At 56.4% G+C, this 23,621-nt stretch carries 24 protein-coding genes; 13 read left to right on the forward strand and 11 right to left on the reverse strand.

Features of this window, described 5'->3' with window-relative positions:
• Positions 1 to 8 precede the first annotated feature (8 nt).
• The 3 genes from Q0Y21_RS09390 to Q0Y21_RS09400 are packed head-to-tail and all read right to left on the reverse strand — an operon-like array spanning position 9 to position 2,205.
• Entirely contained in the window at positions 9 to 788 is a 780-nt protein-coding gene (locus tag Q0Y21_RS09390; protein WP_297794228.1) for an SDR family NAD(P)-dependent oxidoreductase, read from the reverse strand.
• Positions 785 to 1,252, reverse strand: coding sequence for a nuclear transport factor 2 family protein (locus Q0Y21_RS09395; protein ID WP_297794231.1), 468 nt, complete (start codon positions 1,250 to 1,252; stop codon positions 785 to 787). Before Q0Y21_RS09395 ends, Q0Y21_RS09390 begins: the two co-directional genes overlap by 4 nt.
• Positions 1,249 to 2,205 (reverse strand): acyl-CoA desaturase, encoded by a 957-nt coding sequence (locus tag Q0Y21_RS09400; protein ID WP_366517667.1) that lies wholly within the window; start codon positions 2,203 to 2,205, stop codon positions 1,249 to 1,251. The genes Q0Y21_RS09395 and Q0Y21_RS09400 overlap by 4 nt, the downstream gene beginning before the upstream one ends.
• Before the next feature lie 114 nt (positions 2,206 to 2,319).
• Between Q0Y21_RS09400 and Q0Y21_RS09405 the strand changes: the two genes are divergently transcribed.
• Complete coding sequence (locus Q0Y21_RS09405) at positions 2,320 to 3,336, forward strand: FAD-dependent oxidoreductase (protein ID WP_297794234.1); 1,017 nt, start codon at positions 2,320 to 2,322, stop codon at positions 3,334 to 3,336.
• A 30-nt stretch (positions 3,337 to 3,366) separates the two neighbouring features.
• On the opposite strand, the gene Q0Y21_RS09410 is transcribed toward Q0Y21_RS09405, so the two are convergent.
• Positions 3,367 to 4,827: a phosphohydrolase gene (locus tag Q0Y21_RS09410; RefSeq protein ID WP_297794236.1), complete on the reverse strand. Its 1,461-nt coding sequence runs from the start codon at positions 4,825 to 4,827 to the stop codon at positions 3,367 to 3,369.
• A 114-nt stretch (positions 4,828 to 4,941) separates the two neighbouring features.
• On the opposite strand from Q0Y21_RS09410, the gene Q0Y21_RS09415 reads away from it, so the two are divergent.
• The 7 genes from Q0Y21_RS09415 to Q0Y21_RS09445 all read left to right on the forward strand — a co-directional run bounded on the left by Q0Y21_RS09415 (position 4,942) and on the right by Q0Y21_RS09445 (position 10,443).
• Positions 4,942 to 6,150 (forward strand): fused response regulator/phosphatase, encoded by a 1,209-nt coding sequence (locus Q0Y21_RS09415; protein WP_297794238.1) that lies wholly within the window; start codon positions 4,942 to 4,944, stop codon positions 6,148 to 6,150.
• Between the two features lie 13 nt (positions 6,151 to 6,163).
• Positions 6,164 to 6,655 carry an STAS domain-containing protein gene (locus Q0Y21_RS09420; RefSeq protein ID WP_297794242.1) on the forward strand — a complete coding sequence of 164 codons (492 nt, stop codon included), beginning with the start codon at positions 6,164 to 6,166 and terminating at the stop codon, positions 6,653 to 6,655.
• 69 nt (positions 6,656 to 6,724) lie between these two features.
• Complete coding sequence (locus Q0Y21_RS09425; protein WP_297794244.1) at positions 6,725 to 7,792, forward strand: NAD(P)H-dependent glycerol-3-phosphate dehydrogenase; 1,068 nt, start codon at positions 6,725 to 6,727, stop codon at positions 7,790 to 7,792.
• Between the two features lie 24 nt (positions 7,793 to 7,816).
• Positions 7,817 to 8,266, forward strand: coding sequence for a histidine phosphatase family protein (locus tag Q0Y21_RS09430; RefSeq protein ID WP_297794246.1), 450 nt, complete (start codon positions 7,817 to 7,819; stop codon positions 8,264 to 8,266).
• A 40-nt stretch (positions 8,267 to 8,306) separates the two neighbouring features.
• Positions 8,307 to 9,203: a radical SAM protein gene (locus Q0Y21_RS09435; RefSeq protein ID WP_297794248.1), complete on the forward strand. Its 897-nt coding sequence runs from the start codon at positions 8,307 to 8,309 to the stop codon at positions 9,201 to 9,203.
• Positions 9,204 to 9,206: 3 nt separating this feature from the next.
• Entirely contained in the window at positions 9,207 to 9,779 is a 573-nt protein-coding gene (locus tag Q0Y21_RS09440; RefSeq protein WP_297794251.1) for a DUF1285 domain-containing protein, read from the forward strand.
• A gap of 202 nt (positions 9,780 to 9,981) precedes the next feature.
• Positions 9,982 to 10,443: a peptidylprolyl isomerase gene (locus Q0Y21_RS09445; RefSeq protein ID WP_297794253.1), complete on the forward strand. Its 462-nt coding sequence runs from the start codon at positions 9,982 to 9,984 to the stop codon at positions 10,441 to 10,443.
• A gap of 101 nt (positions 10,444 to 10,544) precedes the next feature.
• Here the strand turns inward: Q0Y21_RS09445 and Q0Y21_RS09450 are convergent, their stop codons facing one another.
• Complete coding sequence (locus Q0Y21_RS09450) at positions 10,545 to 12,197, reverse strand: electron transfer flavoprotein-ubiquinone oxidoreductase (RefSeq protein ID WP_297794256.1); 1,653 nt, start codon at positions 12,195 to 12,197, stop codon at positions 10,545 to 10,547.
• 544 nt (positions 12,198 to 12,741) lie between these two features.
• On the opposite strand from Q0Y21_RS09450, the gene Q0Y21_RS09455 reads away from it, so the two are divergent.
• Both Q0Y21_RS09455 and Q0Y21_RS09460 read left to right on the forward strand, forming a co-directional pair.
• Positions 12,742 to 13,491 carry an electron transfer flavoprotein subunit beta/FixA family protein gene (locus Q0Y21_RS09455; protein ID WP_297794259.1) on the forward strand — a complete coding sequence of 250 codons (750 nt, stop codon included), beginning with the start codon at positions 12,742 to 12,744 and terminating at the stop codon, positions 13,489 to 13,491.
• Entirely contained in the window at positions 13,492 to 14,433 is a 942-nt protein-coding gene (locus Q0Y21_RS09460) for an FAD-binding protein (protein WP_297794262.1), read from the forward strand.
• 27 nt (positions 14,434 to 14,460) lie between these two features.
• Here the strand turns inward: Q0Y21_RS09460 and Q0Y21_RS09465 are convergent, their stop codons facing one another.
• Both Q0Y21_RS09465 and Q0Y21_RS09470 read right to left on the reverse strand, forming a co-directional pair.
• Positions 14,461 to 14,922 carry a hypothetical protein gene (locus Q0Y21_RS09465; protein ID WP_297794264.1) on the reverse strand — a complete coding sequence of 154 codons (462 nt, stop codon included), beginning with the start codon at positions 14,920 to 14,922 and terminating at the stop codon, positions 14,461 to 14,463.
• Positions 14,923 to 14,934: 12 nt separating this feature from the next.
• A complete protein-coding gene (locus tag Q0Y21_RS09470; protein WP_297795375.1) occupies positions 14,935 to 15,261 on the reverse strand; it encodes a hypothetical protein in 327 nt (108 codons plus the stop codon).
• Positions 15,262 to 15,371: 110 nt separating this feature from the next.
• Between Q0Y21_RS09470 and Q0Y21_RS09475 the strand changes: the two genes are divergently transcribed.
• Positions 15,372 to 15,776: a hypothetical protein gene (locus Q0Y21_RS09475; protein WP_297794266.1), complete on the forward strand. Its 405-nt coding sequence runs from the start codon at positions 15,372 to 15,374 to the stop codon at positions 15,774 to 15,776.
• Between the two features lie 3 nt (positions 15,777 to 15,779).
• Positions 15,780 to 17,021, forward strand: coding sequence for a saccharopine dehydrogenase NADP-binding domain-containing protein (locus tag Q0Y21_RS09480; protein ID WP_297794269.1), 1,242 nt, complete (start codon positions 15,780 to 15,782; stop codon positions 17,019 to 17,021).
• Here the strand turns inward: Q0Y21_RS09480 and cydC are convergent.
• From cydC to Q0Y21_RS09500, 4 genes are read right to left on the reverse strand one after another with little or no spacing between them, the layout of a single operon-like run.
• The gene (cydC, locus tag Q0Y21_RS09485) at positions 17,018 to 18,634 is read right to left on the reverse strand and encodes a thiol reductant ABC exporter subunit CydC (RefSeq protein WP_297794271.1); all 1,617 of its coding nucleotides are present in this window, start codon (positions 18,632 to 18,634) and stop codon (positions 17,018 to 17,020) included. The genes Q0Y21_RS09480 and cydC overlap by 4 nt on opposite strands.
• Complete coding sequence (gene cydD, locus Q0Y21_RS09490; RefSeq protein ID WP_297794274.1) at positions 18,627 to 20,327, reverse strand: thiol reductant ABC exporter subunit CydD; 1,701 nt, start codon at positions 20,325 to 20,327, stop codon at positions 18,627 to 18,629. Before cydD ends, cydC begins: the two co-directional genes overlap by 8 nt.
• Entirely contained in the window at positions 20,328 to 21,329 is a 1,002-nt protein-coding gene (gene cydB / locus Q0Y21_RS09495) for a cytochrome d ubiquinol oxidase subunit II (RefSeq protein ID WP_297794277.1), read from the reverse strand.
• A gap of 2 nt (positions 21,330 to 21,331) precedes the next feature.
• Complete coding sequence (locus tag Q0Y21_RS09500) at positions 21,332 to 22,762, reverse strand: cytochrome ubiquinol oxidase subunit I (RefSeq protein ID WP_297794280.1); 1,431 nt, start codon at positions 22,760 to 22,762, stop codon at positions 21,332 to 21,334.
• A gap of 182 nt (positions 22,763 to 22,944) precedes the next feature.
• Here Q0Y21_RS09500 and Q0Y21_RS09505 point away from each other — a divergent pair, with 182 nt between their 5' ends.
• The gene (locus Q0Y21_RS09505; RefSeq protein WP_297795377.1) at positions 22,945 to 23,574 is read left to right on the forward strand and encodes a class I SAM-dependent methyltransferase; all 630 of its coding nucleotides are present in this window, start codon (positions 22,945 to 22,947) and stop codon (positions 23,572 to 23,574) included.
• Positions 23,575 to 23,621: the final 47 nt, after the last annotated feature.

Raw genomic sequence — 23,621 nt, forward strand, 5'->3', positions numbered from 1 at the left:
AGTTCCTGTTAATTGTCACTTTGCCGGGCCATGGCTGCCGACATTCGATCAATGATTGAGCGGGGCAGAGCGCCGAGCAGGCGCAGTGTCCAGGTAAAACGTTTGGGAAACGCAATCTCATGCTTGCCCGCGGCCAACCCCTTCGTGATTCGTCTGGCGGCCTCTTCGGCGGTGACCAGAAACGGCATCGGGAAATCGTTGCGGTCCGTCAGCGGTGTCTTTACGAAACCCGGTGATACCACCACCACGTCTATGCCTTCGGCAGCCAGATCGGCTCTGAGGGAGTGCGCGAAATAGCTCAGCGCAGCCTTGGAGGCGCCATAACCCTCGGCGCGCCCGAACGGGAACCACCAGGCCGAGGAACTTACAATAACCAGTGTCGCCGGCTGGCCCTTTGCACGGGTCCGGCGAAGAGCGGGCAGGGCAATATCCAGACACCGTGCGGTACCAATGACGTTGGTCCGCAGGTTGTTGGCGATGACATCGCTGTTGTAATCCCGTACGTCCAGGTACTCACAGGTGCCCGAGTTAAGGATTACCATGTTCAGGTCGCCATGACTCTCGAGTTGAGGCGCTATAGTCTCGATCTGCTGGCGATCCGTGGTGTCCGCCGGAGCCACAATAACGCGATCCCGTGACACGGACTGGATGGCCTCCAGGGGTTCACTACGGCGCCCGGTCAGAACGAGCCGATGCCCCTGCTTGAGAAGTGCCCGGGACACGGCCTCACCAATGCCGGATCCGGCACCGGTGATCCAGATATTGGAGGGGGCCTCGAGTCTTCTCATGCCGCGTGCTTCCTGATCGAGCGAATAACCCGGCCGACTAGGGGAAGGTGTTCATACAATAACTGCCCGGCGTCGAAGTAGTCCCGATGATGAGTCACCTTACCGTTATAAATGACCAGGTTGCTGATGCCATCGACGTGGATTTCCCGACCCCGACGAATGCGTTTGTGTCGCAGCCGCATGACCCAGGGTATTGCCACTTTTCCGCCTGCGATGACAGGCTCTCCAAAGTCGAATCGGCAAGACACAACATTGGCGTAAGCACCTGCAAAGTATCGGGTTAGTTGGTCCAGTCCCGATACTGAAGAAAGCGGATCCTGAAACTTTACCGTTTCGCTGTACACTGACGCGAGTTGGTCCAGGTTCCCGGCGTCGAGGGAATTGAATAGCTCACGGAAGTGCTCAAGTGTGGCCTGAACGGAGGAATTCCTTGTGCCAACTTCAATAGCTGGGGCGGTGCTCACGATTGCTTCCTCTTTTGCTCATCAAGTTTTCGGGTTTCTTCCTGAATGTGCTGTGGAATCCGGTTCAGATCCCAGACGATGCCGAGTCTTGAGAGAATCCAGAGCCCATACCAGGTCATATCAATCTCATACCAGCGAAAACCCTGGCGGACCGACTGGGGCCACCGATGATGATTGTTGTGCCAGCCCTCACCGAGAGTGATCAGGGCGAGCCAGAAATTGTTACGACTGTCGTCGGGAGTGTCGAACCGACGCTTACCCCAGACATGCGAGAGCGAGTTGATGGAAACGGTGGCGTGGAACAACGCGACTGTTGAAATAAAGAAGCCCCACACCAGGAGCTGGAAGCCGTTGGTACCGAGGCCGGGAGCCCAGGCAGCAAGGGCTTCCCCAAGGCCATAGATCAAAACGGCCGCTGCCGCTGGTACCAGTGAATCGAATCGATTGACGAACCGTAATTCCGGGTATTTCAACCAGTCCTTCACTCGCCTCTCATCCATGGAGAATCCTGCGTCACAAGTGAACCACCCGGCGTGAGACCACCAGAACCCGCCATGATGAGGCGAGTGCAAGTCTTCTTCCTTGTCGGAATGCTGGTGGTGGTGCCGGTGATGTGCTGCCCACCAGAGTGGACCGCGCTGGGCAGCACTGGCCCCCAGAATGGCAAAGACCAGTTGCGCGGGACGGCTGGTCTTGAAGGTTTTATGGGCAAAGTAACGGTGATAAAAGCCGGTGATGGCGAACATCCGAAGGACAAAAAAGCCGAATGCGAATGCCACAGCAAATCCGCTGACTCCGCTGAAAAAGGCAAGCAGGCAAGCGAGGTGCAAGGCGATAAATGGGATGACCCGCACGACGTTGAATGATCTTGATGTGGAGTCGATGTGATCCGAACCAGCGGAAGAATCGAACCACCTCAGAATGTTTGTTAGCCAGTATTGCGCTCGGGTCATACCCAGACTGCCCTTGTTTCGTGTTTAGTTGTTACTGTTGATAGTTCAAAAATCTGTAAGCTCAAATGCTTGTTTTGAAATACGTTCAAACACCCGTTTCTGGATGCACCACCGATGACGAATAATCTAAATGGTCAGCAAGTTGATATACGCCGAGTAGCGGTAGTTGGTTCAGGTTTGGCCGGCTTGTCTGCTGCAATATTGCTGAAACAGCAAAGCTACAGCGTAGCCGTGTTCGAAAAAAGCCGCGGTCCCGGTGGTCGTTTGGCCGCCAAACGGGTCGCTGGCGGCTCTGTGGACATAGGCGCACAGTACTTCACGATCCGCAACCCGGAGTTCAGGGCTTTCCTTGAAAAGAATGCCGGAAATGAATGTTTTGGCCCATGGAACGGGCGCCTTGGCTTTCAGCAACCGGATGGGGGTTGGCAACCCTTCCCCGAAGAGGCCCGGCACGTTGGCATCCCAAGGATGACGGCGATCAGTCGCGCACTGGCCTCGAATATCGATCTCCAGGCGGAAGTGCGCATTGATACAATGGCCCGGAAAGACAACGAATGGTTCCTGACCGATACATCCTCGCAATGCCATGGGCCATTCGACCAGGTAATAGTCACTGCACCTCCCGCACAGGCTCGCGACCTGTTGGCCAATAGTCAGCTGGCGGATCTGGCTGCCACCCTGGATGCGCCTGTATCCGCCATTCAGCCATGCTGGGCGTTGGCGGTTCATTTTGAGACGGCTGCAGAAATGAAATTCGAAGGAATGCGTCCGCACAGCGGCGTACTGTCGTGGATCGCCAATAATTCCAGCAAGCCAGGCCGGCAGGCCCCTGGGCAGTGGTGGGTTCTCCATGCGACATCGCAATGGTCTGCGGAACAGGTGGAAACACCTGCGGATGAAGTGACTGACGCTATGCTAGACGCCTTCCGGGAGGTCACCGGTTGTACCGCGAAACCTGACGAAACCGTTGCCCACCGCTGGCTGTACGCACGATCCGAAGGAGGCACTCACCCTGATTGCCTCTGGTTTCCTGCGGAGGGCATTGGCCTGGCAGGTGACTGGCTCTCCGGTGGGCGAGTGGAGGGCGCCTTCGATAGTGCCCGCGCACTGGTGACAACCATGACCCGGTAACCGGAGATCGCTTGCGCTGTGTCGTTACCTTTATTTCGTCACATCCGGCTGCAGATAAAAGTGGGTAATGGTGTCGTCGCTGAATTTGCTGAAGAACGCGCTGACTTCCGTGATTTTTCGTAAGGAGCGCTTGCGGTTTATGGGCGCACGGACCAGTACCTTGATGCCGTTGAAGTTATCCTGAATGTTGGAGAATCGGGCACGCATTGAGCAGGTGACAACCCGTTCAGGATCAAGATTGAGTTCTTTCGCCAGCCAATGACTGTGATCCTCGATATCCTGGGCCGTCAGGTCTTCCCGGGTATCGAGGTGGTTAAGCTTGATCCTGTCGACGATGCACCGGGAGAAGCTGCCGGGCTGCTTGCGGGCCACTTTTCGGAATGCTTCCCAGAAAAAGTTGTCCGTCAATTCGGCAAAATACCGCATGTTGCTCAGGCAGGTATCGACCCACTCAAAGCTCTCCGGGTCTTCCAATACTTCGTTGATTGCCTCCCGCAGCAGCCAGTCGAATCCGAGAGCCGTCTTGTGTGCGTAAACCTTGCGGTACATCTGATGGCGACTGTAGACGAAATCCTCCAGCGCACCGAGCCCCTTCTGGGTGATGGCCAGCCCGAGCCACGGCTCTGAAACGTCCCAGCCGAACCGCAGGTTGCTCAGCAGGTGGTCCAGATTAAATCCACCAATCGTCACTGAGGAATGGAAGCCATCCCTGAGCATGTAGTCGGCCCGGTCGGCGTCGATCTCTCCGGACACAATGGAAGAGAGCAGATCCATCACCAGGCGGGGAATGTCAGCGTGACTGAGGGCACCTGAGTGGGCCTCGTCGCCGGCGATAAACGCCCAGAATGTGCGCGCGTGGTTGCAGAAGGCCTCACTGGGCTGCACATCGGTGGTTTCCATAATGCCGATAACGTCCCTGGCATTCAGTCCGGCAGCCTGGATGTCTATGTCGGCCAATACTTCATGGGCAACCCTGACCGAATAGTGTTCGTGTTCCAGCTCCTCCGGTTGACCACTGTGGTAGGCAGAGTAATCCACGCCTTCCCAGAGGTCTTCGAAGCGGTCCGTGCGGGACATCAAGTCGCGGATTCTGCGGGCCTGAGTGAACTGGTGAGAGAAACTTGAGTGCCCGCTGTCGTGGAGCAGGCAGCCCAGGCGGATGGTCTTTGCCAGGTAATCGATGGCATCCAGCTGACTCAGACTGAGATCGGTTTTTTCGCTAAGTTGCTTTTCCCGGAGGTAAGCGTCGATCATGGAACGGAACATGCGGGTGCCGACATGCATGACACCGATACTGTGCAGGAACCGTGAATGAGTCGCCCCGGGGAAAACAAGACTGAGAATGTCGTTCTGGCAAATATTGCGCAGACGTTGGAACAAGGGGTGATCAATGACCCGGATTTCATGGCGATAGAGCGGAATACCGCCATGAACCGGGTCCATGATCAACTTGTCGTAAGCTCCGAGCAGATCGTTTACGGCGCGCCTCATTACCTGATTTCTCCCAAAATCATTAAACTTGCCTTGTTATATCACAGGGTCGTGCCAGAATAGGCGTTAAGTACCCGATTTATCCTTTACCAATGGTAGTTTAGGGCAGTAGCCATGACGTCGCGCACCGAGCGCATACTGATCATTGATGCCGATAAAAAGGCACGCAACGAACTGGGCCGGCACCTTGAAGCCCGGGGCTTCTACGTGAACGGGTGCCAGGACCTCAGCGCAGCGGTCAAGATGTTTGCGCAATCGATACCGGACGTTATTTTTGCGGACCTGCCACCAGACGCGATCCATGAGCTGGCCTCCCGGCTTGAAGACCTGGAAACGTTTACCCCTATTGTGGCTTGTTACAACACGGATGCATCGATTGCAGTGGTGGATGCCCTCCGGGCCGGCGCAGCCGATATTTTCCTGAAGCACGCGCCTAATGATAAGGGCGCACTGGACGATGTCATTGGCAAGCTGTTTGACCGGGTCAGGATCAATCGGCTGAACCAACTGTATCGTCAGGAACTGGAAGAAGCGAACCGGGACCTTCGTAACGGTATTGCTGAATTACGAGCCGACCAGCGCGCAGGGCGCAAGGTGCAGTTGCGCATGCTGCCGGACAATGACCAGCAACTGGCTAAACTCAGCGTTACGCACCTGATCAAGCCATCACTGTATCTGAGCGGCGATTTTCTGGACTACTTCCGGATCTCCGAAGACAAGGTGCTGGTTTACATTGCCGACGTTTCAGGTCATGGCGCCAGCTCAGCGTTCGTCACGGTATTGCTGAAAAACCTCACCAATCGGCTCCAGCGTAACCTCCGTCGCGGCTCCAGTGATGACATCCTGTATCCGGAACGGTTTCTCGAAAGGATCAATTCGGAGTTATTGGATACCGGGCTCGGCAAACACGTAACAGTATTTGTTGGCATAATCTCGGTAAATGAGCGTAAATTGAATTATGCGGTGGGCGCTCATTTCCCAATGCCGATCCTGTCTTTTGAAGGCGGCGAGACAGCTTTCCTGGAGGGCAGTGGGTTGCCGGTAGGACTGTTCGAATCGCCGGAATGGGAAGTATACGAAGTGCCCCTTGAGAAACCTTTCCGACTTATTCTGTTTTCGGATGGCATTCTTGAGGTCATCCCGGCCAAAAGCCTGGATGAAAAGGAGAAGACACTACTTGAACTCGTGTCGGGAGGCCGTCACACTATCGCATCTCTGAACCAGGCTCTGAATCTTGATGCGATTACAGAGTTGCCGGACGATATCGCAATCGTTTCGGTTACCGATATGATATCCGGTTCAGAAAACACGTCGTCGAATTAGTGGCAGTGTAAATATGGCTGGTTACAAGATCCTGCAAGCCGAAAATCAGGGTATTTACCTCCTGAAGTTTATTGGGGAAATCCGGCTGAACCTGTGTTCGACGCTGGATAATCTGGTTGAGTCCATCACCCAGGATCCCGAGTTCAAGACAGTGGTGATTGATCTCACCGAATGCGAGATCATCGATAGCACCACTCTGGGACTGCTGGCAAAGATCGCCATGGCGGCTCAGAAACGAAGCCATTTCCTGCCAACACTGGTTTCTACCAACCCTGACATTACCCGAATCATCACTTCCATGGGTTTCGACAAGATTTTCATCATTGTTCGTGAACCCGCATCCCGGATTGAAGAGCTTGAGGAAATTCCCGTACTGCGTGCCAGTGAACAACAGGTTCGCGACAAGGTACTGGACGCCCATCGCGTCCTGATGGGGCTGAACAGTCGCAACAGGGAAGAGTTCAAGAATCTGGTTCGCGCCCTGGAATGTGAAGAGCTCGGCTGATCACGGCCACGTCTCCTGTGAGCATGGCGGCCGCGACCTCATCTGATCCAATAAAAGAACGGACGAACTATGCCTGATCAAAAAGACCCGCAAACAACAGGGGCGTCCTCCACTGGCCGTGATGTCGCCGTATTGGGTGGTGGCAGCTTTGGTACCGCCATGAGCAAGGTGTTGGCGGACAACGGCCACACCGTGCATTTCTGGATGCGAGACAAAACCCAGGTTGAAGAGATTCGCAATACCGGCATTAACAGCCGTTACATGCCGGGAATCAAGCTGGAAGGCGATGTACAGCCAACCACCGACCTACCAGACGCCGTCCGCAAGGCCGAGGTTGTCTTCCTGGCCATACCGAGCAAGGCATTCAGGGCTGTTATAAGGGAGCACAGCAAGGATTTTGCAGACGATCAGATCGTCATCAGTCTCACCAAGGGTATTGAGGAAGTCGGCTTCAAGTTAATGAGTGAGATTCTCCAGGAAGAGATTCCGCGTTGCCGAATCGGTGTCCTGAGCGGGCCCAACCTGGCAGGCGAGATCGTTAACAAGGATCTGACCGCAACCGTTATTGCTGCAAAGGATCCGGAGGTGCGTCGTGCCGTGCAGGATCTGCTGGGGTGCGAATATTTTCGTGTCTACGCCAACGTGGACGTTTATGGCGTGGAACTCGCTGGTGCCCTCAAGAACATCTATGCGATCGTTTCCGGCCTCGCAGCAGCCCTCGATCTCGGTGAGAATGCCAAGTCCATGTTGATTACCCGCGGGCTGGCGGAAATGAGTCGGTTTGCGGTCAGCCTGGGTGCCAACCCGATGACCTTTATGGGGCTGGCTGGTGTCGGCGACCTGGTAGTGACCTGCACCTCCTCGAAGAGCCGGAATTACCGTGTCGGTTACGCGGTCGGTAAAGGCAAGAAGCTGGACGACGCGGTGGCGGAGCTGGGACAGGTCGCCGAGGGTATTTATACCCTCAAGCTGGTGAAGGAAAAATCGGAAGCGATTGGCATCTACATGCCCCTGGTTCGGGGGTTGTACGAGATTCTGTATGAAGGCGCTTCGATCAGCGCGGTCATCAACAGCTTGATGATGTCAGTCCAGAACTCCGATGTGGAGTTCATTCTGCCCCGGACTATTAGCCAATAGCCCCATGACAGCCGGAGGTGGCCCGTGCATCTGATCGTTATGCGTCATGGTGAAGCCGGGTGGCACACCATCGACCAGGAACGCGAGCTGACTGAGGCAGGACGTGCCTCGGTTGCCTCCGTTGCGGCGGACATTGCCGAATCCCCGTGGCGTCCGGAAATTATCTGGTGCAGCCCTCTGGTCCGGGCCAGACAGACGGCGGCTATCATGTCCGAAATCCTCAACTGCCAGGTGATTGAAAAGGACTTTATAACGCCGGACGACGACCCGGGCCGCTGCCTGGATGAATTGCTGGAAGTGACAACATCGCCGCTGATGCTGGTCTCCCATATGCCGTTTGTTGGTGCGCTGTCCACCTTGCTGGTGGATGGCCACCGCCGTGGCATTCCGTTTATGACCTCTCAGGCGGTCCTTCTGGAAATGCCGGTAGTGGGGCCAGGGTGCGCAGATATCAGGGCCCAGTTCCTGCCCTGATGCAGACCAGTCAAAGCCAAAAAGAGTGCTCAGTTTCTATATGTACAGCTTTCCTATTGATTACGTAGAACCCGTGTTCCGTCCGCCCAGCGAGGCGAAATCCCTCATCCTGCCGGTCACCAACGGCTGTTCCTGGAATAAATGCACATTCTGCGAGATGTACACCCAGCCCCAGAAGAAATTCCGGGCGAGGAAGCCTGAGGAAGTTCGGGCAGATATCGAGAAGGCCGCAAGAAGCCTGGGTGGAGTGCGCCGCGTGTTCCTGGCAGATGGGGACGCCATGGTCTTACCCACCCGCCGTTTGCTGGAGATCCTGGCGGATCTGAAAGCTGCGTTTCCGGATCTCCAGCGCGTATCCAGCTACTGTCTGCCCAGGAATCTCGCGAAAAAGAGCGTCGATGAGCTGATTCAACTGCGAGAGGCGGGCCTGAAGATTTTGTATGTGGGCATGGAGTCCGGAGATGACGAGATTCTGCGCCGGGTGAACAAGGGAGAAACCGGTGAGTCTACCCGTTCTGCGCTCCTGAAGATCCGTGAGGCGGGGCTGACCAGCTCCGTCATGGTCCTGAACGGACTTGGCGGGGAGGTTCTGTCAGAACAGCATGCCATCAATACCGCGAAACTGTGCAATGACACCCAGCCGGATTACCTGTCCACGCTGGTCGTGAGTTTCCCGCAAGGCGAAGAGCGTTTCCGGGCGGGTTTTGGCGATGATTTCGTGCCCCTGGATCAGGACGGTCTGTTCCACGAGATCCGACTTTTCCTGGAGCATCTTGAGCTGGACAGAACCATATTCCGAAGTGATCATGCTTCCAACTACCTGGTGTTGAAAGGCACCCTGGGACGTGACAAGCAGCGGCTTCTGGAAGAAGTTAACCTGGCAATAACCAGCCCCGGCGCGGCGGCATTGCGCCCGGAGTGGATGAGAGGGCTTTAAAACATGGCGCATAATCCGGAAAGCATCGCAAAACAGGTTGAACAGTCAGGCGAATCCGGAAAGGGCCTGCCTCCTCTGGATAAGTGGCACCCGGAGCTGTCCGGGGACATTGATATCCGGATCACGCGCGATGGCCAGTGGATTTACAAAGGTGAACCCCTTGCAAGAGAGGCCATTGTTCGACTGTTCTCAACCATTCTTCGCAGAGAAGACAATGGCAACTATTACCTGGTAACCCCGGTTGAGAAGTGGCGCGTCCAGGTCGAAGATGCACCATTGCTGGCTCATTCGCTGGAAGTGAAGGGGCAGGGGGCTGACCAGATGCTGTACCTGACCACCAATGTGGGTGAAACGCTGGCGGTTGGACCCGAGCACCCCCTGATCGTCGGGCGCTACCCTGACAGTGACGAGCCGCGCCCGGTGATTGTAGTGCGGCACGGCCTGGAAGCGAGGCTGGTCACTGCCGCTTATTACGACCTGGCGGAGCACGTCAGCGAGAGTAAGGCGGATGACGGCTCGTTGGTTCTGGGCGTCTGGAGTGACGGAAATTTTTATGAAATCGGGCAGGGGAGTTGAAAAGACTCACATTGCCCCAAATAACTGACGGTAGAAAACGCAGTCCGACACTTGTTAAACTGTATTTTCGATCTTGTTACCGAGCCTGGCTCTCTAACGAGGCCCGGTGGTCGTTAGTCCCTCTGTGCAGTCTGGCTGTTCATGAATACTTGCGATTACCCAAATTCAATTAAACAGTCATTGCGACACGCAAGGAGATCACATGGCCCAACCTCGTGTTGTCACCATCCATTACACACTCACTAATGACCAGGGCGAGCAGCTAGACTCTTCCCGTGTAGAAGGTCGTGAGCCTCTGTCTTATGTGGAAGGTGCACAGAACATTATCGGCGGACTGGAAAGTGCGCTGAACGAAAAGAACGCCGGTGACCAGGCAAAAGTTACTGTCGAGCCCGGTGAAGGCTACGGTGAAGTTAACGAAGAACTGATCCAGCCGGTTCCCCGTTCTGCATTTGAAGGCGTTGATACTATCGAGCCGGGCATGCAGTTCCAGGCGCAAACTCCGGGCGGCCCTCAGGTTGTTCGTGTAGTTGAAGTTGGCGACGAGACCGTCACCATCGATGCCAACCACCCGCTGGCAGGTCAGACTCTGCACTTCGATGTCGAAGTGGTAGAGACTCGCGATGCGACTGACGAAGAGCAAGAGCACGGCCACGTGCACTAAGCTTTCCGAAGCGCTATCGAAAAACGGCTCCTTGTGAGCCGTTTTTTTATGCCCAAAAAAAACGGCCCGCGAAGGGCCGTTTTCAATTTCGGAAGCCGAACTTACATGTTCGGATAGTTGGGGCCACCGCCCCCTTCCGGAGTCACCCAGTTGATGTTCTGGGCAGGATCCTTGATATCACAGGTCTTGCAGTGAACACAGTTCTGGGCGTTGATCTGGAACTTCTTGCCGCTGCCGTCTTCGGCTTCAACCACCTCGTATACGCCGGCCGGGCAGTAACGCTGCGCGGGCTCGTCGTACTTCGGCAGGTTGTCGCGGATCGGAAGCTCTGAATCGGTCAGTTTCAGGTGAACCGGCTGATCTTCCTCATGGTTGGTGTTGGAAATGAACACCGAGGAGAGGCGGTCGAAGGTCAGGGTGTTATCCGGCTTCGGATAATCGATCTTATTGGCCTCGGAGGCCGGCTTCAGTGTCGCGTAGTCCGGAACCGTGTCATGGAAGGTGATCGGCAGGCTGCGACGCAGGATGTTCTGCTCGAAGAAGGCGATACCACCGCCAACGACGTTGCCGAACTTGTGCATGACCGGGCCAAAGTTACGCTCGTCATACAGCTCTTTGTAGAGCCAGCTGTCCTTGAAGCGATCGGCAAAACTGGTAATTTCCTCACCGGACTTGCCTTCCTTCAGCGCTTCAAACACCGCTTCAGCGCCCAGCAGGCCAGACTTCATGGCCGTGTGGGAGCCCTTGATCTTGGAGCTGTTCAGGGTACCGGCATCACAGCCCAGCAGCAGGCCGCCCGGGAAGCTCATCTTCGGCAACGCATTGAAACCTCCCTTGGAGATGGCACGGGCGCCGTACGAAACGCGCTTGCCGCCTTCCAGGTACTTCTTGATCTCAGGGTGCAGCTTCAGGCGCTGGAATTCCTCAAACGGGCTCAGGTGCGGGTTGCTATAGGACAGATCGGTGATCAGGCCAACATACACCTGGCCATTTTCCAGGTGATAAAGGAAGGAGCCGCCCGTGGAACCGCTTTCGTTCAGCGGCCAGCCAGTGGTGTGAACAACCAGACCTGGCTCATGCTTGGCGGGATCAATGTCCCACAGCTCTTTAATGCCGATACCGTAGTGCTGGGGGTCCTTGCCTTCGTCCAGCTTGAAGTCATTGATCAGGCGCTTGCCCAGGTGACCACGGCAGCCTTCAGTGAACAGAGTGTACTTGGCACGCAGTTCCATGCCCGGCATGTAGCCGTCTTTCTCGCTGCCGTCACGGGCAACGCCCATGTCGCCGGTGATGATGCCTTTCACCTGGCCGTCTTCAACAATGGTCTCGGAAGCGGCAAAACCCGGATAGACTTCCACGCCCAGAGCTTCGGCCTGCTCAGCCAGCCAGCGACACAGGTTGCCCAGGCTGATGATGTAGTTGCCATGGTTGTGCATGTTCTTCGGCACAAAGGCGTTGGGGATCTTGGTGGCCTTTTCCTGGTTCTTCAGCAGGAAAATGTCATCCCGGGTGACCGGGGTGTTCAGCGGCGCGCCTTTCTCTTTCCAGTCCGGAAAGAGCTCGTTCAGCGCGGTCGGCTCGAATACAGTACCGGCCAGGATATGAGCGCCGATTTCGGAGCCCTTCTCAACAACACAGACCGTCAGTTCTTCGCCAGCTTCCTGCGCCAGTTGCATGACCCGGCAAGCTGCCGAAAGGCCAGCGGGCCCACCGCCGACGATAAGAACATCAAATTCCATCGATTCGCGTTCCACGTTGGTCTCCTCATTACTTCTATAATGGATATTATGTGCCCGCAGGCGGATAATTCAGGGGCGTTATCATACCGGTAAAAGTCCGTATAGACGACTCCCCAAAGTCGAATAGCCCGACTTGATAACTCTTTTGACAACCCCAAGGGTATCGCATATCGAAAATCAAACAAACGTTTGTTTGAAATTGAGCCCGACCTTTGGCATTGTTAACAAAGATACTAAACGGGTGTTCTGAGTCATTTTTTAGTATCGTCTCACAGCTTTACTGAGTCAATCCAGAGTCAATTGGCTGTGAAAACGGGACTGGCGTGTCGAACGGGGCTATTGACCCCGTGCACCTTTGCCTGCAGTATAAGTCCGCCGTGACAGCAGGCCCCGCGTGAGGCAGCTGTTTGTAACGTTCGGTCTGAAGCCCCATAATCCCGGCCTCACATCGAAACGACAGGAATCGAGAAACACTCTGTTATCCACTGACGTGGAGTCGTATTGCGGGAGTGTTTCTGATTGCGAGTCATTAAACCCATCGTAGAAGAACGAGGAATCTATGAAGGTTCTGGTCGCTGTAAAACGAGTTATCGACTACAACGTAAAGGTGCGCGTCAAGCCGGACAACACCGGCGTTGATCTCGCCAACGTCAAGATGGCAATGAACCCGTTCTGCGAAATCGCTGTTGAAGAAGCGGTTCGTCTGAAAGAGAAGGGCGTTGCCAGTGAAATCGTGGTGGTATCCATCGGCCCGAAGGCCGCCCAGGAGCAAATCCGTACTGCTCTGGCTCTGGGTGCCGACCGTGGTATCCACATCGAAACAGACGAAGAGGTTCAGTCTCTCGAAGCGGCCAAGCTGCTCAAGTCTGTGGTTGAGAAGGAAGAGCCGAAGCTGGTCATCCTTGGCAAACAGTCCATCGACTCCGACAACAACCAGACAGGCCAGATGCTGGCCGCACTGACCGGTATGGGTCAGGGCACGTTCGCGTCTGAAGTGGTTGTTGAGGGCGAGAAGGTCAACGTCACTCGTGAAATCGACGGCGGCCTGGTCACTGTAGCGCTGAACCTGCCGGCTGTGGTCACCACTGACCTGCGTTTGAATGAGCCGCGCTATGCTTCCCTGCCGAACATCATGAAGGCCAAGAAGAAGCCGCTCGAGTCTATGAGCCCGGCCGATCTGGGTGTCGACATCGCCAATCGTCTGTCCACCCTGAAGGTGGAAGCTCCGGCCTCTCGTCAGGCGGGTGTGAAGGTAGCTGACGTTGCTGAGCTGGTCGATAAACTGAAGAACGAAGCGAAGGTGATCTAAATGAGCATCCTTGTAATTGCTGAACACGACAACAGCAGCCTGAAGCAGGCGACCCTCAACGTAGTCGCTACTGCCAAGGCCATTGGCGGTGACATCGACGTACTGGTGGCCGGCGAGAACTGTGGCGCTGTAGCTGAAGCCGCAGCCAAGGCCGAAGGCGTAAACAAGGTTCTGGTCGCTGACAACGCAGCGTATGGCCACTTCCTCGCGGAAAACCTGGGTGAGCTGGTTGCTGAAGTAGGTAAGGGCTACAGCCATATCCTGGCCGCTGCCGGCACCACCGGTAAGGACTTCATGCCGCGCGTTGCTGCGCTGCTGGACGTGGCTCAGGTTTCTGACATCATGCGTGTCGAGTCAGAAGACACGTTTGTTCGTCCGATCTACGCCGGTAACGCCATTGCCACTGTGAAGGCAAACGATGCCATCAAGGTGATCACCGTACGTCCGACCGCATTTGATCCGGTCGCTGCAGAAGGTGGTTCCGCCTCCGTTGAGCAGCTGGACGTGGTGAAAGACGCCGGCCTGTCCAGCTTCGTCAACGAAGAGCTGGCCAAGTCCGATCGTCCGGACCTTGGTAGCGCCGGTATCGTGGTTTCCGGTGGCCGTGGCATGCAAAACGGTGACAACTTCAAGATGCTGGAGCAGGTTGCTGATTTGCTGGGCGCCGCCGTCGGTGCATCCCGCGCCGCTGTTGACGCCGGCTTCGTACCGAACGACATGCAGGTCGGTCAGACCGGTAAGATCGTTGCCCCGCAGCTGTACATCGCTGTTGGTATTTCCGGTGCTATTCAGCACCTGGCGGGCATGTCCGACTCCAAGGTGATCGTTGCGATCAACAAGGACGAGGAAGCTCCGATCTTCCAGGTTGCCGATTACGGCCTGGTCGCGGACCTGTTCGAAGCGGTTCCGCAGCTTGAGGAAGAGTTGAAGAAGGTTCTGTAACTTTCTGAGCTCTTAGAAAAAAGGCACCTACGGGTGCCTTTTTTTATGCTTCCTTGAAATGATCCGCTTTTCCGCTTGCCCGATGATCAGCGTATCCGCCAGTATATGTAGCGCCCGATTGGTGGTTCGGACACCATGATAGATCTGCTGGCTGGTCTGATCGTGGGTTTCCCGGGCCTTGCGGGCTGTCTGACGGAACTGGTCATCCCGGGAAAAATGATCAATCAGGCCAAACGTGGTCGAGGAAATGGCCTTGTGGACCTTTTCCACGGCAGTTGCGCCGCCGGTCACGGTTTCTTCCAGCAACTTCGCACGGTTACGCACCTCCAGCAGGTCCATCCGGCTTTTCTGGATAGCACTGTGTGCCGCAATGCGATGGGAATTGATCACTCGCAGACGGCGACGGCTGTCCAGCAGCTGCCAGTATGTATAGGACAGTCCGGCTGCGCTTGCTGTCAAAAGGGTAGCAGAGGCAATCAAAGTAGACATGGGTTACCTCAATCAGCGATATTCAATGTGCATTTGCACGTCAATTTCACGTTCATCCAGTTCCCGTTCCAACTCCTTCATCACTTCCTGATACACCATTTTCCGTACCATGACAGGCAGGTGGTCGGCCAGAACACGGGCGGAGCGGGATTCCCGCTTGGCAACGGAAATCGGATCCACAACCCGTAGCGTAAGAATCAGCTCGGGGTCTTGATCCGGTTCTGTGATGTCGTCACTTTCCATCATCTGGGAAATGACTTTACGCTGCTCGCAGACTTGCCAGAATAGAAAGGCACTGAAGATGGCAAGCAACAGGCTCAGAATCAGTAACAGTGTCACCAAGGTAGACCTCCGGGACGTGTGTGATTTTCATTGTGTTTCCTGCAGTGTGCCGGATACATTGTGACAAACGATTGGCCGTGCCGACGGTCCTTTTCAGGAGAATTTACATGGTTTGGTTTAAGGCATTTGTAAGCGGCTTTCTCGCAACCCTGGTTTTCCACCAGGGTCTGTTTGCTTTGTTTTATCTGGGTGGCATGGTGCCAATGGCGCCCTTCAACATGACGCCGGTACCGCCTTTGGGTGTGCCAGCGGTGGTATCCCTGGCATTTTTCGGGGGACTCTGGGGTATTGTCCTTTGGGCCCTTTTGGGGCGTATGGCCGGGGTGAAATTCTGGCTGGGTCATGTCATTGTGGGGGCGATCGGCCCTACTGCGGTTGCCATGCTGGTCGTATTTCCCATCAAAGACCTCGACGTTTCTGCCCAGACCTGGGTTGGCGGGCTGCTTTTGAATGGCTTCTGGGGCCTGGGTGTGGCGATCTTTATGCATTTCCTTCAACGTAAAAAAGGATGACCAATGACGAAATCAACGGACACAACCTATGACCTGGTGGTCTTCGGGGCAACCAGCTTTGTAGGTCAGATACTCACTCGGTATTTGTTTGAGACCTATGGAGTGGGTAAGTCGGTATCCTGGGCCATTGCCGGCCGCTCTGAGAGCAAACTGGGCAAACTCAAGGAAGAACTGGGGGCTGACGCCCGGGAATTGCCCACCATCATTGCAGACGCTGCGAATGAGGCGGATCTGGGGGCCATGTGTGACCAGGCGCGGGTTATCATCTCCACCGTCGGCCCATACGCGTTATATGGAGAACCTCTGGTGCAGGCATGTGCCCGCACGGGTACAGATTACTGCGACCTGACCGGCGAGGTGCAATGGATTCGCAAGATGGTAGAACGCTATGAGGACGAGGCCAAATCCTCCGGTGCACGCATCGTTCATTGCTGCGGGTTTGACTCGATTCCATCGGACATGGGCGTGTGGTTCCTGCAACAGCAGGCAGAGCAGACCTTTGGTGCTCCCTGTCGCGACGTAAGGATGCGGGTAAAGGCTGCGAAGGGGGAATTCTCCGGCGGCACGGTGGCATCCATGATCAATGTTGCTCGGGAAGCGGCTTCCGATCCGAAACTGAGGAAAGAACTGGCAAATCCCTTTTCCATCTGTCCGCCGGATCACCGATCCCAGGCTCGTCAGCCCAGCCTTAAAACAGCGGAATACGATAAGGATTTTGGTGTGTGGCTGGCGCCGTTTGTCATGGGGGCCATCAACACTCGGGTGGTGCATCGCTCCAACGCATTGCAGCAAGCCCGTTACGGTAAGGAATTCACGTACGATGAAGCCATGATGACCGGGCGCGGCATGAAAGGGCGCCTGACGGCGTACGGCATTACCGGTGGGCTGGGGGCGTTCTTCACGGCATCGGCTCTTAAGCCCACACGCTGGTTGGTAGAGAAGTTTGTTCCGGCACCGGGTGAAGGGCCAAGCCCCGAAGCCCAGGAAAATGGCTACTTTGACCTGCGCTTTATTGGCAAAACCGAAGACGGACGTACCCTGATTACCAAAGTCACCGGTGACCGCGATCCAGGCTACGGTTCCACCGGCAAAATGCTGGGCGAGGCGGGTATGTGCCTGGCCTTCGATCTCGACGCAGAGCAGCCGGGCGGTTTCTGGACCCCGGCCTCGTTGCTGGATGGCAAGCTGATGGACCGGTTAACAGGCAAGGCTGGACTGGCCTTTGAACTGGTTGAAACCCGTTAACCCGTAAGGTGAATCACGCGGTCGGTGTCCGGCAGGGCATCCGGCCCGTGAGCCAGGCTGATCACGGTCTTCCCCTCCATAAGCGAGTTCATTCGTTTCGCAATCCGTGTCCGGGTTTTAGCATCCAGCCCGGTAAACGGTTCATCCAGAATTACCACCGGTGCAGGGTTCAACAGCACCCGCGCCAATGCGACACGCCGTGCCTCCCCACCGGATAACCGGCTGCCCGAACTTCCCAGCCAGGTATCAAGCCGGTCAGGCTCCGAGGAGAAACGCTCTGCCAGTTCCACCACCTCCAAAATGCGCCAAAGTTCGGTCTCGCTGGCGTTCGGCGAACCTATCAGCAGGTTCGCTCTCAGGGTATCCTCGAACAGTACGGTTTTCTGGGTGAGATAGACCCGATCCTTCCTGGCCAGCTTGCCTTGGGCCGGTGGCAGAAGACCGGCGAACACATCCGCCAGGGAAGACTTTCCACTACCGGAATGACCAACAATACCGACCCGCTCGCCACTCTTGACCTCAAGGTTGAAGTGCGTAAATAACGGTGCGTAGCCCGCATGTTTTACGGCCAGGTTTGTTGCGAGTAGATCGGTGTTTGATGGCAAGTCCAGGGGAACGGTACTTGCTGTTGATTGTTCTTCCCGGCAATCCCGGTTCAGGCGATTAGCTGAGGCCTGCGTTGCCCCCAACTTGCCAAACGCATCGGGCAGCATGGCATAGATTTCCGCGAGGCCGAGCAGGGCAATGGGCAACAGGACCAGCACTGGCCCGGACACCACCCCGGCACGAAACAGAGCGAAACCCGCCCACAGGGCCAGCACCGCCGAGAGATTAATCATTAGATGAGCGCCGGCCAGGTGCCAGCCTGCCCGCGTGTCCGCCTGCGCCTGTTCAGACGTCACCTGGTGCGCTTGACGCATCAGCCACGCTGCATGTTTGCCGGTTCTACCGGCCGCCGTCAGTTCGGCAAAGCCCTCAATATGCTCGATAACCGCGTTTCGCAATGATTCCTGGCGTTCGCTCTGTCTGGCGGCGAGATGCCTTGTTCTCAGATAGGTACCAATCGTGGCGCTCAGAAATGCGACCAGCAATACAAGCCCCACCAGCGTCGCTGTCCGCATATCAAACAGAACCGCCGTCAGAATCACAACGAGCACAGTGACGAGCGCCGCCAGCGCTGTCGGAGCGATGAGCCGCAGGTATAGGGTATCGAGCGCGTCGACATCGCTGGTAAGCCTGGAGAGCCATTGGGCCCCGGTAAGTTCCTGCCTGTGGCTGCGGCCCGCCGAGGCCAGACTCTGAAACAGTGCCACCCGGATATCGGTAAGCAATCGCAGAACCGTATCGTGATTGTATACCCGCTCCAGATACCGGAAGACCGTCCGTGAAACTGCAAAGAAACGGATCGCCCCACCGGGCACATAAAGATTAATGGACGCGGCAACGCCAGCGGCCAACAGCATCCCGACCAGCGCGGTTTCGGTGATAAACCATCCCGAAACCGCCAGTAACCCAACGCCGGAGAGCAGGGTAGCCAGGATCAGAACGCCCCCCACCACCAGTCTTCCGGGACGCTTGAAAATAAGCTTCAGCCAGGGTTTGAGGTCACCCAATGCGCACCTCCCCACCGGAGACCAGTAGTACCCGATTGGCCAGTGCAAACAGCGCGTGATGATGGGTCGAGAAAATCAGTGTCTTACCGGCTAAGGCCAGCTTGTGCAGGGCCTCCAGCACAAACACCTCGCTATCACTGTCCAGACCAGCTGTGGGCTCATCCAGTAAGATCAGGTCGTAATCCGCCAGAAAGATACGCGCCAGGCTCAAACGCCGGGCCTGTCCGCCGGATAGCCCCTGGCCGTCTTCGGACACGGGACTGCAGATTCCCTCCAGCCTGCTGTCCAGCAGCGGGCCAAGGCCGACATTGCGTAGGGCCGTGTCTATGGCAATGTCTGAGGCATCCGGTGTGGTCAGGCGCAGGTTGTCCGCCCAGGTTCCCTGAACCAGGAAACCTTTTTGCCCCAGCCAGCCGAAATGGAAACTCCCCGGTGGCTCGCCGAATAACTGAATGCTGCCGCCGTCCGGTGACATGAAACCTGCCAGCAGATGCAGAAGGGTCGATTTCCCGCCGCCAGAAGGGCCGGCGAGGGCAATCACTTCGCCTTTGGCAACCACCAACGAAACGTCCCTGAGAACATCCTGGTTCGCCCTGAACGCCACGGAGACTGAGTCCAGTTCAATAACGTCACGCGCGCTGCCGGAATCGGCGATTTCGGGAAGCTGACGATGGCTATCCACCGGCGTGGTCAGTCGTTCCAGAATTTCTGCGCCGGCACCCAGGGCGGCGGCCCGATCATGGTAGTGCTGGGAGAGCGTTCGCAACGGCTGGAAGAACTCCGGTGCCAGCAAAAGAATCAGCAGGCCGGAATACAGGGTCAGTTCCTCTGACGGGCCGTAAGTAATGTAACCCAGCAAACCAAAACCGATATAAATGGCAATCACGGCAATTGCCACGGACGCAAAAAACTCCAGTACCGCCGAGGAGAGAAAGGCCACCCGCAGGGTCTTCATGGTGATACACCGGTAATGATCCGAGCGTTTACGGATAAGCTCGGTGGCGCCGGTCGTCTGGCCAAATAGCTGCAGGGTTGTCAGTCCCCGGACCTTGTCCAGAAATTGCCCGGAGAGGCGGCTGATGGTCTCGAAATGCTGTTGGTTCAGCTTTTCCGCACCCATACCCACCAGGGCCATGAAAAGCGGTATCAGCGGCGCTGACAGCAACAGAAACACCCCGGCCAACCAGTCCAGCCAGAACACCAGAACCAGAATCAGCAACGGTACCACTACCGACAGCATCATCTGCGGGAGAAAGCGGGCAAAGTAACCATGCAGGGCCTCGACATGGTCAATCCATTCCCGGGCCAGGGTACCGGCTGAGGATTGCCCCAGAGCAACCGGCCCGGTCGCCTGCCAGTGCTTGTGAATCTGACGGCGGGCATCACGCCGGACCTGTTCACTGCAACGGGCGGCAAGCCGGGTCTGGAAACCCTGAGCCATGGCGCGGGTAATGATCGCCAGGATAAGCCATAGGAAAAGCGGGGTGAGGTCTGCAACCGGTACTTCGCCGATGACGCCCAGATGGATAATCCGGGCGAGAAAGACCATCTGCAGAATTGTGGCTATGCCGGCAACTATGCCCGCAGCAACCGTACTGCGAATCCACAGACGGTTGCCACGGGCCAGTTGAGACAGCCATTGCCTGACGGCCTGCTGGCTGGTGGGTGAGTTTATGTCACCCGTCTCAGCCACTTAGTGATAGCCCTCGCCGGCGCGAACCTTGCCCCGGAACACCCAGTAAGTCCAGGCGGTATAGACCAGCACAATGGGAATCACGAACAGCAGCCCCAGTAGCAGGAACAATTGGGACTCATAGGCGGAAGCCGCGTCCCAGAGGGTGTACTCCGGCGGCACCACATAGGGCCAGCGGCTGACGATCAGACCCAGGTACGTAAAGATAAACAACCCCATGGTTGCCACGAACGGCATACCTTCGAACCGGTTGCGAACCGAACGGAAAATCTGGAAGGCGCAGAGCAGTGTCAGCACCGGCAGGACCCAGATAACGGACAGGTTGGAGAACCAGCGCTCCCGCACCAGATCATCTACAAACGGCGTCCAGACGCTGATAATGCCAAACACCACCAGTACCGCAGCAAGCAGGGGTAGGGTGACCTTGTAAGCCCACTCCTGAAGTCGGCCCTCGGTCTTCATGATCAGCCAGGTGGAACCGAGCAGGGAGTACCCGGCCAGCATACCCAGGCCTGTAAGCACGGTGAACGGCGTGAGCCAGTCCAGTGCACCCCCGACGTAGACTCCATCCGCCGTTTCAAAGCCCTGAATATAGGCGCCAACCACCGCGCCCTGGGCAAACGCTGCGACGGTCGAGCCGCCCGCAAAGGCCCAGTTCCACAGATAGCGGGAAGTGCGGGCCTTGAACCGGAACTCGAAGGCCACGCCACGGAAGATCAGGCCGGCCAGCAGCAGGAACACGCCGATATAGAGCGCGGGCAGGAAGATGGAATACACCATCGGAAACGCCGCCAACAGGCCGGCGCCACCCAGAACCAACCAGGTTTCGTTGCCGTCCCACACCGGGGCCACGGAATTCATCATGGTGTCACGGTCCCCCTCACTCGGAGCAAAGGGGAAGAGTATGCCAACGCCGAGATCGAACCCGTCCATCAACACATACATGATGATGCCGAAGCCAATAATGAATGCCCATATCAGGGGCAGATCAAACAGTTCCATAATCAGTGACCTCCCTGATTGGCTGGTTTGTTTGGCGTGTCATCGCCGTATTCAAACGGCACGTGAGTGGCCGACAATGGCCGTGCCGGTCGTTCTGCTTCGTGCTCGTCTTCGTCGTGCCGATCTTCCAGTCCCACATACAGCACCCGCATCAGGTAATAGACGCCCGCCGAGAACACCAGGCCGTACACCACGATATAGCCAATGAGTGTAAACAGCGCCATGCCTCCGGTCAGTGATGGTGTAACAGACTGGGCCTGGGTCATCATGCCCTGTACCAGCCAGGGCGCACGCCCGACCTCGGTTACAAACCAGCCGGTGAGCACAGCAAAGAACGGCGCAATACTCATAAAACGCAGACCTTGCAGGTACCAGCCGGTACGCCAGTAGCGGCCACCGGACCGAAGCACCAGCCCGGTCACGGCAAACAGAATCATCAGCATGCCGAGGCCCACCATGATCCGGAATGACCAGAACACAATGGCAACCGGAGGCTGCTCCTCAACCGCCACCTCATTCAGGCCCGGCACCTCGCCGTCCCACTCATGGGTCAGAATGAAGCTGGCCAGACTGGGAATCGCAATCTCGAACCGGTTGGTCTGGTTTTCCTGATCGGGAATCGCAAACAACAACAGCGGCACATTCCGGGACGTTTCCCAGTTGCCCTCCATCGCAGCGACCTTCATGGGCTGATGTTCCAGGGTGTTCAGGCCATGGAAATCACCGACCACCGCCTGAGCCGGAGCAATAATCAGCAATAGCCACAGGCACATGGACAGTGCCTTGCGGTTAGCCTCGACCTCGCGACCTTTGAGCAGGTACCAGGCACTCACGCCTGCCACCACAAACCCGCCGGTGAGGAAGGATGCCAGTGCCATATGGAGGAACCGGTAAGGGAAGGACGGGTTGAATATCGCCTCACTCCATGAAGTTACATAGAACACGCCATCGCGGAGCTCCGTACCGGCCGGGGTCTGCATCCAGCTGTTGGCGGACAGAATCCAGAACGACGAAATAAACGTTCCGGTGGCGACCATGATAGCGGCGAACAGGTGAACCCCCGCAGGCACCTTATCACGGCCGAACAACAGCACCCCGAGGAATGCCGCTTCCAGGAAGAAGGCGGTGACCACCTCATAACTCAGAATCGGCCCGAGATAGTTGGCCGATGCCTGGGCGAAGTTGCTCCAGTTGGTCCCGAACTGGAATGACATCACAATACCGGACACCACACCCATACCGAAGACAACAGCGAAGACCTTGGTCCAGAAGGCCGAGAGCTTTTCCCAGATTGGATTGCGGGTTTTGAAGGCAAGGCTTTCCAGTACAGCTATGAAGGAGGCAAGCCCGATGGTGAACACCGGGAAAATGGCGTGAAAAGACACCACGAACGCGAACTGGATTCGCGATAGGATAAGAGGATCTAGTTCCATGGGAACCCTCCGGTAAAGAGCACATCACAACAAACGAGCTAGCGAACCCGTTCAGCCGCTGCCTTATTTCATTGTGTTATATTGTTATTACCGGCAGATAATCATTATGTTACTAAATATAACGACAACCGCGATAGGGCAGATTGTCGCATCCTTGACATGAAACAAGTATGGGGAAGCATATGAGCTTTTACGAGAACCGCATACTGCCACACATCATAGACCGCGCCTGTTCAATGGGCCAGGTCATGAAGTTGCGCAGTCAGGTAGTGCCCCGCGCCAAAGGCCGGGTACTGGAAGTCGGCATGGGATCTGCTATCAACCTGGAATTCTACAACCCGGACAATGTCAGCCTGGTCTACGGCCTGGAACCCTCAGAGGGGATGAGACGCAAAGCTCTGCCAAATCTTGCGCGTTCCCCCGTTCAGGTTGAATGGCTGGATCTTCCCGGGGAGAAAATTCCTCTGGACGACCACTCCGTGGACACCGTATTGCTGACATTCACCTTGTGTACCATCCCTGACTGGCAGGCTGCGCTGCAGCAGATGTGGCGGGTGCTCAAACCTGGTGGTGAACTGCTGTTCCTGGAGCATGGCGAATCCCCACACGACAGCACACGCAAATGGCAACACCGGATTACCCCCGGATGGAAAAAGCTTGCAGGCGGCTGCCATCTGAACCGCCACATCGCCGACCTGATCCGACACGCAGGTTTCGAAATACTGGAACTGGAAAACCTCTACATTCCCAAAGCACCCAAAATAGCGGGTTACATCTACAAGGGTAGAGCGGTCAAACCGACAGAGGCCTGATTAGCAACAAAAGAGGGCGAGGGCAGATTCCGGATTGCGTTAACTTA

Origin of the sequence: uncultured Marinobacter sp. (assembly GCF_947259545.1) — a bacterium.
GTDB lineage: Bacteria > Pseudomonadota > Gammaproteobacteria > Pseudomonadales > Oleiphilaceae > Marinobacter.